This is a genomic window from Desulfosarcina sp. BuS5 (assembly GCF_028752835.1).
Lineage (GTDB): Bacteria > Desulfobacterota > Desulfobacteria > Desulfobacterales > BuS5 > BuS5.
This window is the reverse complement of record NZ_CP087952.1, coordinates 833,044-846,715: the sequence shown is the minus strand read 5'-3', so window position 1 is coordinate 846,715 and position 13,672 is coordinate 833,044. Positions and strand designations below refer to the sequence as shown.

At 41.5% G+C, this 13,672-nt stretch carries 14 protein-coding genes; 10 read left to right on the top strand and 4 right to left on the bottom strand.

The features are described 5' to 3' along the window. The first annotated feature begins 232 nt into the window (after positions 1–232). Together BuS5_RS04065 and BuS5_RS04060 are read left to right on the top strand one after the other, a co-directional pair. Positions 233–1,399, top strand: a complete 1,167-nt coding sequence (locus tag BuS5_RS04065; RefSeq protein WP_027355010.1) for a glycosyltransferase — start codon at positions 233–235, stop codon at positions 1,397–1,399. A gap of 218 nt (positions 1,400–1,617) precedes the next feature. Next, entirely contained in the window at positions 1,618–1,866 is a 249-nt protein-coding gene (locus BuS5_RS04060; protein ID WP_027355009.1) for a hypothetical protein, read from the top strand. 167 nt (positions 1,867–2,033) lie between these two features. Here the strand turns inward: BuS5_RS04060 and BuS5_RS04055 are convergent, their stop codons facing one another. After that, positions 2,034–2,339, bottom strand: coding sequence for a hypothetical protein (locus tag BuS5_RS04055; RefSeq protein WP_274427721.1), 306 nt, complete (start codon positions 2,337–2,339; stop codon positions 2,034–2,036). A gap of 405 nt (positions 2,340–2,744) precedes the next feature. Between BuS5_RS04055 and BuS5_RS04050 the strand changes: the two genes are divergently transcribed. Next, on the top strand, positions 2,745–4,115 hold the full coding sequence (locus BuS5_RS04050) for a hypothetical protein (protein ID WP_274427705.1): 1,371 nt from the start codon (positions 2,745–2,747) through the stop codon (positions 4,113–4,115). 143 nt (positions 4,116–4,258) lie between these two features. Here BuS5_RS04050 and BuS5_RS04045 read toward each other — a convergent pair whose 3' ends face one another. Then, positions 4,259–4,429, bottom strand: a complete 171-nt coding sequence (locus BuS5_RS04045; RefSeq protein WP_274428011.1) for a hypothetical protein — start codon at positions 4,427–4,429, stop codon at positions 4,259–4,261. Positions 4,430–4,524: 95 nt separating this feature from the next. Here BuS5_RS04045 and BuS5_RS04040 point away from each other — a divergent pair, with 95 nt between their 5' ends. From BuS5_RS04040 to BuS5_RS04025, 4 genes are all read left to right on the top strand, one after another. Further along, positions 4,525–4,878 (top strand): hypothetical protein, encoded by a 354-nt coding sequence (locus BuS5_RS04040; protein WP_274428010.1) that lies wholly within the window; start codon positions 4,525–4,527, stop codon positions 4,876–4,878. Between the two features lie 146 nt (positions 4,879–5,024). Continuing rightward, positions 5,025–5,468 (top strand): hypothetical protein, encoded by a 444-nt coding sequence (locus BuS5_RS04035; protein WP_274428009.1) that lies wholly within the window; start codon positions 5,025–5,027, stop codon positions 5,466–5,468. A 727-nt stretch (positions 5,469–6,195) separates the two neighbouring features. Next, a complete protein-coding gene (gene ltrA / locus BuS5_RS04030; RefSeq protein ID WP_036019348.1) occupies positions 6,196–7,569 on the top strand; it encodes a group II intron reverse transcriptase/maturase in 1,374 nt (457 codons plus the stop codon). 411 nt (positions 7,570–7,980) lie between these two features. After that, positions 7,981–8,784, top strand: coding sequence for a hypothetical protein (locus tag BuS5_RS04025; RefSeq protein ID WP_157487512.1), 804 nt, complete (start codon positions 7,981–7,983; stop codon positions 8,782–8,784). A 148-nt stretch (positions 8,785–8,932) separates the two neighbouring features. On the opposite strand, the gene tnpC is transcribed toward BuS5_RS04025, so the two are convergent. Next, positions 8,933–10,492, bottom strand: a complete 1,560-nt coding sequence (gene tnpC / locus BuS5_RS04020; protein ID WP_274427632.1) for an IS66 family transposase — start codon at positions 10,490–10,492, stop codon at positions 8,933–8,935. 197 nt (positions 10,493–10,689) lie between these two features. Here tnpC and BuS5_RS04015 point away from each other — a divergent pair, with 197 nt between their 5' ends. Next, on the top strand, positions 10,690–11,844 hold the full coding sequence (locus BuS5_RS04015; protein WP_036019371.1) for an IS4 family transposase: 1,155 nt from the start codon (positions 10,690–10,692) through the stop codon (positions 11,842–11,844). Positions 11,845–11,851: 7 nt separating this feature from the next. On the opposite strand, the gene BuS5_RS04010 is transcribed toward BuS5_RS04015, so the two are convergent. Then, positions 11,852–12,679 carry a Druantia anti-phage system protein DruA gene (locus tag BuS5_RS04010; protein ID WP_274428008.1) on the bottom strand — a complete coding sequence of 276 codons (828 nt, stop codon included), beginning with the start codon at positions 12,677–12,679 and terminating at the stop codon, positions 11,852–11,854. A gap of 205 nt (positions 12,680–12,884) precedes the next feature. Between BuS5_RS04010 and BuS5_RS04005 the strand changes: the two genes are divergently transcribed. Both BuS5_RS04005 and tnpB read left to right on the top strand, forming a co-directional pair. After that, complete coding sequence (locus BuS5_RS04005) at positions 12,885–13,271, top strand: hypothetical protein (protein ID WP_274427635.1); 387 nt, start codon at positions 12,885–12,887, stop codon at positions 13,269–13,271. Next, complete coding sequence (tnpB, locus tag BuS5_RS04000; protein ID WP_274427634.1) at positions 13,268–13,630, top strand: IS66 family insertion sequence element accessory protein TnpB; 363 nt, start codon at positions 13,268–13,270, stop codon at positions 13,628–13,630. The genes BuS5_RS04005 and tnpB overlap by 4 nt, the downstream gene beginning before the upstream one ends. The last annotated feature ends 42 nt before the right edge of the window (positions 13,631–13,672 follow it).

Here is a 13,672-nt window from a genome sequence, read left to right as displayed (position 1 = left end):
TTGACCGTGAGCTCCGCTACGCTACGCACACGGTCAACTTATCGACTGCTGTCGAGTTCCTCGAACGTCCTTGACAGGTTCCGCTCACGCTCCACCTATCAAGGGCGTTCGAGCCGACTGCGATTCTCGACACTGAATGAAAAAAAAACGCCTTTTTCATTCAGTGCCTGCGATTCTCGCGGCTCAACAGCCGGCGTTCGGCGGTAAAGCTTAAATATTCTCGGTATTATCTATGCCCAATATTTTAATTTTGACTAGCGTTGTCGGCGGTGGCCATGTTTTTAGGGATATCGCTATTGCGATAGAATTAAAAAAATTGCTACCACCTGGGTATGAATTTATTTTTGTATCCGGAGATAATGCTTTTCAGATGCTTAGCAATGAAGGTCTGAAGGTTGAAAAAATTGAAGGAGTTTCGTTCCCAACCAATTTAGGAACAATCGACTTTCTGAAATTCTATCTCATTCTGCTCCGGTCTGAGTTTATTCAATCATTTCAACTCAGAAAACTGATAAAAAAATATAAGCCAGCGCTTATTATTTTGGATGAGTTTTTCTTCCTTACCGATTATTGCAAAACCTGGAAGATCCCCGTGGTTTTCATGTGCGATTTTATCGGTGTGCCACGATCTCCTTTTTTACATAATCCGTTTCGCTCAAGTTTGGAGGCTTTTTTTGACTGGCTCTTATTTGCCCATCTCCCCAAAAAAGCAGATAAATGGATTTACATTGGTGATCCGGACCATATTTTGCGTAAAGAGTGGCGTTCACGTATTAATTCTAAAAATATCTTAGCTGTGGAACCTATCACCAAACTACAGTACACAGAACCACCTTCAAGGCAGACTGCACGCCTGGAATTAGGCTTTAAAAACGATGAAACCGTTCTGACGGTAACTGTTGGATGTTCAGGAATAGGAGAATATCTTTTTAAGGCTGTGAATGAAGCTGTACCGCAATTGCAGCAATCGATTAATAAGCTCAGAGTTGAATTTATTTGTGGGTACGGTATTGAACCGGAGGATTTAGATTTTATTCTTCAACGAGGTGTTAATGTCCACGGGTATGTAAAGAATATTGAAGCATTTTATGCGGCTAGCGATGTCTTGGTCATACAGAGCGGTATAACTACTGCAACCGAGTGCCTCATGATTGGGACTCCGATGGTAGCCGTCCCGATCACAGGACACTGGGAACAAGAACATACAGCTAAGTATCTTAAGAAAAAGGCTGGTACTCTGATTATCAATGGGGAAGATATCTCTTCGAATGTTATGGCTGATGCCATAAAAAGACTTGTAAAAACACGGTTGAAAAAAGAATCATATTTCAAGGGTAACGGACATAATATAGCTGCAAAAGCAATTGCTGACATCCTATTTCAAACCTCGGACGACTGACCTTTTTATAATTCTCTGAACATCAAAGTTAGGGATGTTCTGAGAATAAAAAGTAAAAAAGATATCAAATTAATTTAATCACCCCTCAAAAACTTAATTGGCAAGAAATCGCCGAACCAAAGCATACAGCCTGACCGCGAATAGCCGCCCGTTATTTGTTTGAGCATCACGGCGCGGCGGCTGATGCAAGGTCGTTATACGTGAAAACAGGAGGTCTTATGAGAAATTTACCAAAACTCATCTTCGTCGGAGCGGCAGGCGCCGGATTCTTAACTGGATGCGCTCCAAGTGGCCCAATGCCACCCATGTTCGGTCCAGGCGGTACTGGTATATTGTTATTTGTTATGGTCGCTGCTGTTGGCTATTTTATCTGGCATAAGCTTACTGTTATCAGTACAAGGCTTGAATCATTGGAAAAAGATGTACAAAGTCTAAAAAATAGAAGTAAAGGAGAAGATCATGAATAAATCTCGACAGATTGTAATTCTATTAGCATTGTTTTTGATAGGAGGTATAACTATGGTAAACGCACAAGATAAGCCGCCATTACTTGATAGGCCAACTGTGGGGTGTCCAAAAACTCAGTTTTGTGGCTACTTTTTTTGCTCAACTTTTGGCCCTATCATGAGTGCGATTAATATCTTGGCACATTGTTGGGGTCATGAAATGCAGCATTAAAATTATCTTCCCCAACCAAATCCCGGCATTCTTTGCACTCCTGCCATATCCCTGAATGGCTGTTATTGTAATGAAAATGGCAGAGACCCTCGTGCTCGTGATGATATTGGCAATAATCTCCACCTTTTATAGATGCAAAAGAAGTGTCACAGCAAATCCATTGGTCACAACATTTTGTTTTTATTAAAGGAACAGAATCGTTTCCACAAAAGCTACAATGTTTGCCAGGGATTATTTTTGCTTGCAATCTATCATATGTCATTCAGGCACCTTCAATATTTTCAGTAAAATTTGCGTAGACCATAACAAAATGCCGTCAATAATTCAAAATTGCTGATTGAAAAAAATTATTATTCCCTATATATTCAAATATTTTAACCAAAAAGATGGTTATTGCTATGAGTAAAGTTTCAAAATTAAAAAAAGTAGAACTGCCTGGAAAGACAAAGCAGTTGATCGTACTCGTATAATTAAGTATCAGAAAGCTGAGCTGAAACGTACTAAAAATGAACGAAATAAATACAAGTCTGAACTCCGGAAAAATAGACAAGAATTAGAACAAGAACGTAAAAAGAACACATTGTCGGTTAATAGTAAGGAGGAATTGATTTTTATTTCTTTACGCCTATTTTTGGTCGGACACGTTGGATTCAGAGCAATATCAAGAATGTTTGGCATTTTACAAGCATACCTTGGGATAACCAAAATACCGTGCCCTCAAACGATCATTAACTGGGTCACCAGATATTCACTATCAAAAATCTGGAACTATAAAGGGCTTTCTTCTGTTTCTTTTGATATGGATAAGATTGTAAATGGTGCTATTTGGATGATAGATACCTCAATAGCATTGGGAGCTGGTAAAATTCTTGCTATTTTGGAGCTTAGAACTGATCATTTTAAAAATCATGAAGGTGCTCCAACTCTTGAAAACATCAATTGTGTAGCAATTTCAGTGGCGAAATCATGGACTGGAGAATCCATTGCAAATTTTTTACAAAAGGTGATTCTCATCACCGGAAAACCTGCTGCATATTTGAAAGACGGAGGAATGGACCTCATGAAAGGTGTCAGACTCCTAAATGAAAGAGGATTTTCAAGTTTCTCCATTGATGATATTTCTCATGTTGTTGCCAATCTATTAAAAAAAGAATATACAAAACATCCTTCGTATGACTGTTTTATCTCTGCTTGCGGACAAGCCTCAAAAAAATTTAAGCAAACAGTACTTGCATTTTTTGCACCCCCAAAGGTTTCGACAAAAGCTCGATTCATGAATATTCATCGAATGGTGAAATGGGCTGAAATGGTTCTTAAGCACTCACCACGGGGGCGAGTTTCAAAGGACTCTGTAGTTTCAAAACTTAGGAATTATCTTGGTAAACTTCCTGAATATAAACAGTTTATCAAGCGATTTCTTCGTGATGCATCTCCTCTTTTAAAAAGCCAGGAAATTCTTAAAGCTCAAGGCTTGAATATGAAAACCTACAAAGAGTGCAAAGAACTTTTAAAAAATATCCCTCAAAGCTCTCAAGTACGTATCGGTTTTATTACCTGGATGGAAAAACAATTAATAGTCGCTGAATCATTGGGCATGGGCAATACTGGAATGCCTATTTGTTCTGATAATATTGAATCCCTGTTTGGACTTGGTAAAACACATGGTACAGGAGAAGTAAAAGATGCAAACCGAATTGCACTTCGTTTACCGGCTTTTTGCGGATCTGTGAATAGAGAATCCGTTCGGATGGCAATGGGCGTTACAGTAAAGGAACAACAGGAAGTTGAAAATAAGTTGTTGTCTTTAACTCGGCAGCGCCGAAAAATTTTACCAACCCCCGGAAGCCTTACAGATAGTTTGTCAACTGAGTTTGACTGTGGTTTAACTCTTCTACCGGTGCCAAAAAATGATGAAAAATCAAAAGATGTAACTGATATTACAGCAAATTTTGAACAATTAGGTGGGCCCGTAAATAAGTTTACAAAACAACCTTATGCGCCCAATAATGCTGAATATAATAACCGTGCCGCAGCTTAATAAGCATTTGTTTGACCACATTCAAATATAAATAATGGGTATTATCAACATGTTAATGCTTTGTTTATAAATGGAGCAAATTGACATACATAACTTATATTCTGAAGGGGGGGCCAAATCCTGAGCAAGCTAATTATGGGGATTTAGACACCCCAGGCCAACTGTTTCTGGATATGGCCACACGTTAGTACCTCCTCCTCCACCTCCGGGACAAGTTCCACCTCCACCACCGCAAGGAGTGGTGCAATCTCCACCACCTGCTCCCGGATTGACACCGCCTCCCCCACCACCTCCCCAACCAGGTAGTCCTTCAACTGGAGTCTATCAGGATATAATAAATAACGCTTCGCTTGCAGTTGCTACTGCCCAAAAAGCAAAGGCATATTTATCGGCTGGGAAGGTTTGGAGTATGACCGGCCTTCGGGGTGAAGTTGAAGTTAAAGCAGCTATTGTTTATGACGGAACAGCGGTAGCTGTTTTACATTTCAACCCATCTTCCGGTTCTATATTACCGCTTGGCATTCATGTTGTAGAGACAGGAGTGTCTCCACAAATTATTGAAAATATAAAGCGTAATCTAGCAACCATCGTCAGTAGCCTTAAAATTTTGAATGGTGCCGAATATAGAGCGCCGGAAAGTGCATGGTGCATTCCATTGGCTTCCAAAAACATGATTGTGGCACATTTGAAAATATATACTAATGGGATCCATATTATTCCAGACTATCCGGCAAATCAAGAAATGCAAGCATATGGAAAGTAAGGAGGCGTATAACAATCGGGTCCACTTGACCGACATTTCGCTGCGCTCATGTCGGCAAGTGACCCTTGTCGTTGTAAACCTAATCGCAGGCTTAATTTTGAGTTTTATTTTTCACTGTCTGTTTTGCTAACAGCCGTTGCCGGTATTTGCCGGTTATCGCTTTTGCCGGCGTTTCTTGTTGCTTTTTTGAACGTCAGCTTCGGCAAGCATTTTACATTTTTCACTGTTTCAGCACTCGGCGACATCTCGCCTTGCTTTTTGCGGCTTTTTTGGTAAAGTCAGCATCGCATCAACAAACATTGTTGCAGAATGCCGCAAACAGCGGTTTTCTCTTTGGCAACCGATGTTTTTATTGTCATTATTCCAGCATTCGGTTGCATCTCGTTCCGCTTTCTGTGACTATTTCTCAAGGCGTTGCTTATTGTTTTAACTGGTTATGCTGCAAGCGCCAGCAAACAGCGGTGTGTTCGCCAACTTTGCATTATTTGCAAGCGTTTAATTATGCTTTCTCAAATCCGGCTGCTTTACAAAAAGCAGGTTGTCGCAACCAGGCAGGGGTTTACAACAAAACACTACTCGTGCCAAGATAAATCCGAATCGTTGGGATAAGACACAAGGTCTTTGAAACTCGATATTGTTACCAAGTGGGTGCTCGGGAAACGGTTTGTTTCCTTCATCTCTGCAGGGCTTGCTCTGGCATTGATGTTAAGATAGTCCCACCTGACTAAAGACTAACCAGCAGGTCAGTAGCGAAGTCCACAGGTAAACCCGGTAACGGGAGTCTGGAGCTGGACGGAGCAAGATTGCAGGCTCTGTATTGAGCCCCGAAAAATGTATGGTTGTGGTCATTGTGATAATCCTGCTTGCAGGAAAAAGCCGACGCTTTGGAGACAGCGGAAGGCAGCAGTCCTGAATATGCTAAGGCAAGTATTCAGGACACCACCGGGGTCTTAGACCAGGGCATGTACTCAAAGGGGTAGCTCGGGAACTTGGGAGACCCGGATGTTTCCTTGGGTAAAAAGAACGGTAACAGGAAATCCAGCGCAAGCGAAATCCCGGCGTTGCATAGGAATGTCCCGCCTTGCAACGAGTCTGCCATTGGCAGAAACACAAACATTAAAAGATGGGCGATACAAGGTATCAGGGGAGGATAGCGAAGAGCGAACGAACCTGAGATAAACATTCGGAAGTCTTAGCAGATCATAGTACCGATGATTAAGAATTGAACTATCTTGATCGGAAAGGTGGGGAAGTGATGCCCAAGCGACCCACTGCAGGGAAGGTGAAGCAGGGTATAACGTTTTTTTGGCAGGAATTATGGGAGATACACAGATGTCACAAACCATATCAACAAAAAGCCGAGAAATTGCAAGAACGGTCGCTTGCAATTCCAGACCGATAGAATGGGGACAACCACCGGTGTTAACAGGTGGGTCATCCCTTATCAAAATCGAGCTGCTTGCTCAAAGTAATCCTGAACTGGTATTTACATCAGTAGTCCATCGGATAGACTTTGATTTACTGAAACAATCCTTTCGTAAAATTCGGAAAAGCAAATCTGCAGGAGTGGACAAGGTTACGGCAAAGGAGTATGCCGAAAATCTTGATCAAAACCTCTATAATCTGTATGAACGACTGCGGAGAGGACAGTACGTTGCGTCTCCTGTAAAGCGTATCTGGATAGACAAGGAAGGAGGGAAAAAGCGTCCAATTGGCATACCTGTACTTGAGGATAAAATTGTCCAGAAAGCAGCAGCAGCCATATTGAATGTCATATTTGACAGGAATTTTTACAATTTTTCCCATGCATTCAGAAAAGGTCGGAGCCAACACATGGCAATCAAAGATTTACGTGAGCAATGCTTGAAGCAGAATATCAGCTGGATAGTAAGCGCAGATATTACAGGACTATTTGACAATATTAATCACGAGTTACTTAAAGACATGATACGTCGGAGAGTAAGTGACGGCGGAATGATTCGCCTGATAGGGAAGTGGTTGAATGCAGGCGTAATGGAGGAAGGCAACCTGACGTACTCTGAAACGGGCACTCCACAGGGAGGAGTAATTTCCCCTGTGCTCAGTAATATCTTTCTTCATTATGTTTTAGATGACTGGTACGTGAAAGAAGTGATCCCCCGGATGAAAGGGAGATGCTCCATCATACGCTGGGCGGATGATTTCATCCTCGGGTTCGAGTATGAAAAAGACGCATTGCGTGTCATGGATGTATTACCCAGGCGGTTCGAACAGTTCGAGCTGTCACTTCACCCGGAAAAGACAAAACTGATTCGATTTTCCAAACGCATTAGCGGAAAGGGAAACGGGACGTTTGATTTTTTAGGGTTTACATTTTACTGGTCAAAATCATTAAAAGGGTACATGGTAATAAAGAAAAAGACGGCAAGAAAGCGTTCAAGCCGTTTTATGAAGAGAATATGGATATGGTGCAAGGATAACCGTCATAAGCCAATGGCCGAGCAGTATGAGATTCTTTGCAGTAAACTGCGAGGTTTTTACCAGTACTTTGGAGTAATAAGTAACTACAAAGTGCTGGAAGTTGTGTTTGAATATACTGAGAAAGCATGGCGTCGATGGTTAAGCCGAAGAAGTCACAAGGGCGAAGTAATGTTCGAGGACTTGCGCACAACATACCCACTGCCATTACCCAGAATAGTCCATAATATTTGATGCCGTAAGGGCTGCAAAGTTATACGCCAAACGGGGTGTCGCCTGTTTGGTTGATAATCCGGTAAAAAGGATTTGAACCGAGGAACCGTATGAGGGAAATCTTCACGTACGGGTCTGTAGGGGGGGCGTCGGGTAACCGATGCTCCTACCTGGAACCCGACCGCCAACCGCGGCGCTTTTTTTAAACGCTCTCTTCCGCATAAATGTTGTCGTTTGCGGAACGTATTCCCACGCATGTTGGCGGCCGGTGAGTTCATCGTTGGCAGTCAAAAGAATCGAAAATATTAAGGAATTTTGAATAGCTAAAATTAAAAAAGCAATGATTATGGAGCAATCATTGGCAAGTGGCCAAAACGACGATCAAAGGCTATAGAAATTAAGTTGTCATAGCATAAAAAGGGAATAACAAAAATGAGTTCACTAAGAATGTTTAGACTAAATGGGTATGACCCGGATGCCGATGGGCAACTGGAATTTTATTGTAAAATTGAAGATGATGACGGAGCAGTTATGTGTAATCTCTGTTTAAGTGATGATGGTCTCTTTTATTATCCAAAAGGTGCACATATTTTAACTGCGGGTGAACATGAGACGGAAAATACAGGCTATAAATATATTTCCCATGAAAACTTGAATAAATTTTTCACTGTATTAAAGGACGTTGAATGGTTCGATGGTGAATCTGAATTTGATATAACTGTTGATGAGAATCGCATTATCATTTCCATTAAAGATGAGGAGGACGAGAAAGAGGACGAAAAATGTGATGATATTGAGAAAGAGGATGACAAAGTATATAGAAACCTTTCGAGTGAGGTAATTTATCCTAAGAAAAAAGTTTTTAGCGCTATTGAAATCAATCTCGATTATCTTCAAAACAAATTAGATGAAAGCTATCGTTCCCTGATATGCAGACTGACTTCAGAATGGATAAGAGACAATGCTTTTGATAAAATGGGAACTATTTGGGAATATGGTTGCACCTCTGTAAATTTTCATTCTCAACAACCGACTTTTTCTATTTTTATTATTTCTGTTGGTTTACCTCCCAATTTTCTTGTTTTTTTGCTAACCAAGTTAAAAAACCTTTTAGATAGTAATGTACGCCAAGATTCTCTCGCGACAAATGATGAATGGATTGATATCTGTCAAATTTCAGAGTGTCAAGTATGGGAGAAAGAAGATCCTGTTACATGGAGAAGATTTGATTCTTAGTTCGAAGCTTGGAGAAAAATTGTGTCCTTTCGGCAAGCGTGCATAGCGCAAAAAAAAATTTAGCGTAGGTAAGCAGTCAGCAGTTAGGTGCCTGTTTTTTTGCAGGCACCCGGCTGATTAATCAGGATGGAAATATTAAAAAGTGATTTTATGCTTCAGGATTGTCCGGTTCAATCAGTGCGGATTTATAATTCCACGGCATCCATTTGTCTGGGGATTCTGACAACTCAGAGGCATGTTCCAGCAGTGCTGTCAGGTAATCAAAAGGATTGGTACCGGATAAATTACAGGTATGAATCAGACTCATGAACAGATCACCTACCATGGCACCATGCTCAGTTTTATAAAACAGAGCATTCTTGCGATGCAGAACGACCTTTTTCAAAGCCTGTTCGCAAATATTGTTGTCCAAAGGTACACCTGGTTCCCTGAGAAAAAGGGTCAACGCCTCCCAATGTTTGAGCATGTAGCCAATAGCCTGGCCCAGCCCGCTGTTGGGCTCCACCAAATGTTGGTCTATTTGTTTGTGAAACCAGGTGTTGAGCTTTTTCATCAGCGGACCGCTGTTGTCCTGATGAAACCGCAGCCGTTCTTCAGCTTCCATGTTCTGTTCTTTGGTAATCTTATCATTTTTATATACCTCTGCGAGGATTTCGAGTACATAACTGCACTCTTCCGGGAAGCTTTGCAGTACGTCAACAAACTGTCTTCGTCCATGTGTAAGACAATTTGCCAGCAGAGTTTCGAATTCTTTGGGAACATTTCTGGACAGAGCATCACACATCTGAATGGGTGGGCTCAGACCAATACGACGCTTAAGTAAATCCATCAAGTTTTCTCCGGCATGCTGACGGCCGGTAAAAAACAGTGCAATTTTATGATCATCGGTTTTTGACAGTATACCCGTGGTAAATATACCTTTACGTTCCGGGTTATTTTCTTTGTTTTCCTTCATCAGGGACAAAACCTTCATAGTGGTGTCATCATTATGAATGATATCGCCCTGAGCGCCCTGACGGATAAATTCCTGATAAATCGGAGTAAGTTCCATTGCCATTTGATCGACAATCTCGAACTGTGTCGATGCAGGCAATGGTATGCCAAGACTTTGCTGAAGATCTTTAAGTCTGTTAAATGGCATACCGGTACCATATTTCAAAAGAGCAATCATGGCCTTGGCTTTTGCATCATATTTGTCTTCACCCACATTTTCAGGTGTCGATGCGGTGAAAATTGCTCCACAGAGATTACAGCGTAAACGCTGCATTTCATAGACAGTTCCACTTAATGGAGCGTTTCCGGTGATGCGTATGATTCGCTGCGGCTCCTTTAATTCATATACCTTGCCCTTTAAACATTCAGGGCAGTTGTCTCCAGGTTTAAGAGTATCATGGAAGACTCTGACTTTTTTTGCCCCGGTATAATTTTTAGCAGGTTTGCGGCCATGACCTTTTTTAGCTTTAACAGAATTCTTCTTTTTTGGGTGAGCCTTTGTTTTTCCAGTTTTTTCGGTAGTTGCACCAAACAGCATGCGCAACAGCCGTCGTATGGAGGCGGCTTTATTGTCCACACACTGACTTAAAAGGTAGATAGTGTCAGCCATAGCCTTGATGAGTTCATAGTCCTCAGGTGGCAACAGTTCTTTAACACGCTTTAAAAGAGCATCTAACTGCTTGACGTCCAGGTCTATACGTTCCGGGGTCTTCACTGTGTGTCCCCCCGTAAAAGGCTGCGAAAATTTTTGGCTAATGGATATCCCCAAACCAGTAGTGTCCGGTTAGGTTTTTGCATGTTATATGGGATAAAAAAATTAGAAAAATGTTCATTTTTTACTTGACAAACCAAATAAAAATTTTTTATCGTTTTGTTATAAAATTATAATTATAACAAGGAGTTAAGACAAAAATGGACATATTCAATATCCCAAAAAAGAATTTTAATCCCCAATCTCATGCTCGATTTCTCAAACCTTTGCAAAAGATTTTTCCTGACACGCCACAGCTTAAATCCCGAGGTCACAGGCCATTGAAAATGACTTTTGAAGATCAGCTTCACGCACTGATATTTTTCCATCTACAAGAACATGAATCAGCTCGTGATCTTATTCAACACCTTAAAGAAGACGATTTTGCCAAAGAATGTGTCGCTCCAGATGGAGGGATCAGTCGTAGCAGTTTTTCCGAAATTATCAATTCTCGAGGGCTTGAACAGCTTGAATATGTTTTTCAAGCTCTTTGCAGCCAGGCACAAAATGCTTTACCATCAAATTATTCAGATCTCGGTGAACTCGTTTCCATTGATGGATCTTTAATTGATGCAGTTCTGTCCATGTACTGGGCTGATTACAGAAAAGGCGCTAAAAAAGCAAAAGGCCATTTCGGCTTTGATGTCAATCGCAAGATTCCTATAAAAATTCATCTGACAAATGGAAATGGCGCTGAACGCCCCTTTGTCAGGTCTATCCTTACAAAAGGCCAAACAGGAATCATGGATCGGGGGTATCAATCACATAAGGATTTTGATCTTCTTCAGGATGAAAAAAAACATTTTGTTTGCCGCATCAAAGCGAAAACAACAAGAACTATTATCAAAGAGCAGCCTGTTGATCCCGACAGCTATATTTTTTATGATGCTGTGGTTCTTCTTGGCACTCCTGGGGTAAACCAGACCAGAAAGCCGGTTCGACTGGTTGGTTATAAAATTGCCGGTGTCAAATATTTTGTGGCAACTGATCGTTATGACCTTACAGCCGAGCAGGTTGCAACCGTTTATAAGCTTAGATGGGATATCGAAACTTTTTTCAAATGGTGGAAGAAACATTTAAAAGTGTACCACTTGATTGCTCACAGTAGATATGGCCTGATGGTTCAAATCCTTGCGGGGTTAATAACCTACCTGCTTATGGCCATATACTGCCATGAACAGTTTAATGAACCTGTATCAATAAAGAGGATTCGTCAGCTTAGAAATACCATCCAGAACGAATTACGTACTGACGAAAAAAACGTATGGTCTAATAATCTGATTATCAAAGAGCAAATGCTATATGCAAAAACTTAACCGGACACTACTGTCCCCAAACAGCCTTTATAGATCGGTTCGGTTTAAATGTCTGATCATTTTTACCCCTGCCGGTGGTGTCTCCAAGATACTTCCAGTTCGCAGCCTTGTAACAGGTACCGGCAAAACGGGTTTTGTCCACAAAAGTTTCAAGGTACCAGATGGGATGATTGTAGATTTTACGCCAATCCAGGGCCAAGATTTTTATCATGTGACCAAGAAGATGGGAGGCCAGATGTGGTACGCGCACCCATGGTAGAATTAAAAATCGTGTATTATACGCCAAAAGGTGCAGATTTTTTTTACGCGTCTTCGCATCCCAGCCGATAAACCTGTCCCTGCAGCCTATATGCCTCGCTGCAGAAGACCAGGCAAAACATGCTATTGGCCGCCCATCAGTATAAACGATGTATTTCAGCTGTTCGCCCACTGGATGGCAGTAACCCAGATAATGGTAATACTCGATCAGGCTGTTGAACATTTTTTCATGCGGGCTTCTGCGTACCTGGCAAAATTCAAGCGGCCGTATTTTGGCTAATTTTGTTTCCAGTAAAGTTTGATTGATCTGAATTTTTTTAGGTTTTCTACGTTCTACAAATGGATTATGGGGATTACATTTTTTGTCCGGCAGACGTATGAATCCTGCACGGTGCAGTTCTAACATCATACCCCGACAGACCATATCACGCAATGCCCCATTGGCCTGGACCCAATTCCAGGCTATGCACAGTTTTCTGGAAAGCGCCCGGCGGCTGGCATCCGGATTTTGAGCAATAAGCTCCTTGATAAAAATAATATCTTTGTCAGTAACGACTCTGCCTCTATACGTAAACATGGGCATCAAATATCACATTTTTTACTGGAACGTAAGTCATTAAATATTTTTTTCTATTTTTTTACAGGAATTGGCCGCCACAATGGTGCAACATGAGCCTTTACAGGATTACCGTGTCCTTTCGGCAAGCGTGCATGAAAAACAAATTCAAATAAGGTAGTATCGGTCATTCAAATCACGTAATATTATATAAGGAGGATGACCGATGAATCTTATGCAGCCTTCAGGCGAGTACAGTCTGGATGAAGTACGGGAAAAATTTAAACAATGGCGTAACAGCCGGGATAGAGGTAAAGCCATTCCGGAAGCATTATGGGAAGCCGCTGCCTCGTTATACCCTGCCTATTCTCTGCACCGTATATCAAAAGCCTTGAGCCTCAACCATACCAAGCTAAAGCATTACGTCCAGAATATATCACCAAATCCGTCCGTGCCGACGGCATCTTTCATCGAACTTGATGTAGCCCAAGCCCCTTTGCCTTTCAAGGGCATTATCGAGATGCAACATCAGAACGGTGCCAGGATGACAATGCAAATTGCGGACAGTTCTGACTTGATCAATATAACCCAACAGTTTTGGAGTCAGCCATGATTCAGATAACTCCGCAAATGCGTATCCTGCTGGCCATAGACCCGGTGGATTTCAGAAAAGGTATCGACGGTCTAAATGCTGTTTGTCGGCAGGTGCTGCGCTCCGATCCATTTTCAGGGTATGTTTTTATTTTTCGTAATAAAAAGGCAACTGCCATAAAGATCATTATGTATGATGGCCAAGGATTCTGGATGTGTCAGAAAAGGCTGTCTAAGGGACGTTTCAACTGGTGGCCAAACAAATCCGGTGAGGCGGTCAGGCCTCTGGCCGTTCATGAACTGCAGCTTCTGATCTGGAACGGTAATCCTGTAAAGGCTCATGTTGCACCATTGTGGCGGCCAATTCCTGTAAAAAAATAAAAAAAAATATTTAATGACTTACGTTCCAGTAAAAAATGTGAT

Coding starts and splice junctions, on each gene's coding strand:
- BuS5_RS04010 (WP_274428008.1), bottom strand. CDS start 12,679: ATGTTTACGTATAGAGGCAGAGTCGTTACTGACAAAGATATTATTTTT.
- tnpB (WP_274427634.1), top strand. CDS start 13,268: ATGATTCAGATAACTCCGCAAATGCGTATCCTGCTGGCCATAGACCCG.
- BuS5_RS04025 (WP_157487512.1), top strand. CDS start 7,981: ATGAGTTCACTAAGAATGTTTAGACTAAATGGGTATGACCCGGATGCC.
- BuS5_RS04040 (WP_274428010.1), top strand. CDS start 4,525: ATGACCGGCCTTCGGGGTGAAGTTGAAGTTAAAGCAGCTATTGTTTAT.
- BuS5_RS04055 (WP_274427721.1), bottom strand. CDS start 2,339: ATGACATATGATAGATTGCAAGCAAAAATAATCCCTGGCAAACATTGT.
- BuS5_RS04005 (WP_274427635.1), top strand. CDS start 12,885: ATGAATCTTATGCAGCCTTCAGGCGAGTACAGTCTGGATGAAGTACGG.
- ltrA (WP_036019348.1), top strand. CDS start 6,196: ATGGGAGATACACAGATGTCACAAACCATATCAACAAAAAGCCGAGAA.
- BuS5_RS04050 (WP_274427705.1), top strand. CDS start 2,745: ATGTTTGGCATTTTACAAGCATACCTTGGGATAACCAAAATACCGTGC.
- BuS5_RS04060 (WP_027355009.1), top strand. CDS start 1,618: ATGAGAAATTTACCAAAACTCATCTTCGTCGGAGCGGCAGGCGCCGGA.
- BuS5_RS04065 (WP_027355010.1), top strand. CDS start 233: ATGCCCAATATTTTAATTTTGACTAGCGTTGTCGGCGGTGGCCATGTT.
- BuS5_RS04015 (WP_036019371.1), top strand. CDS start 10,690: ATGGACATATTCAATATCCCAAAAAAGAATTTTAATCCCCAATCTCAT.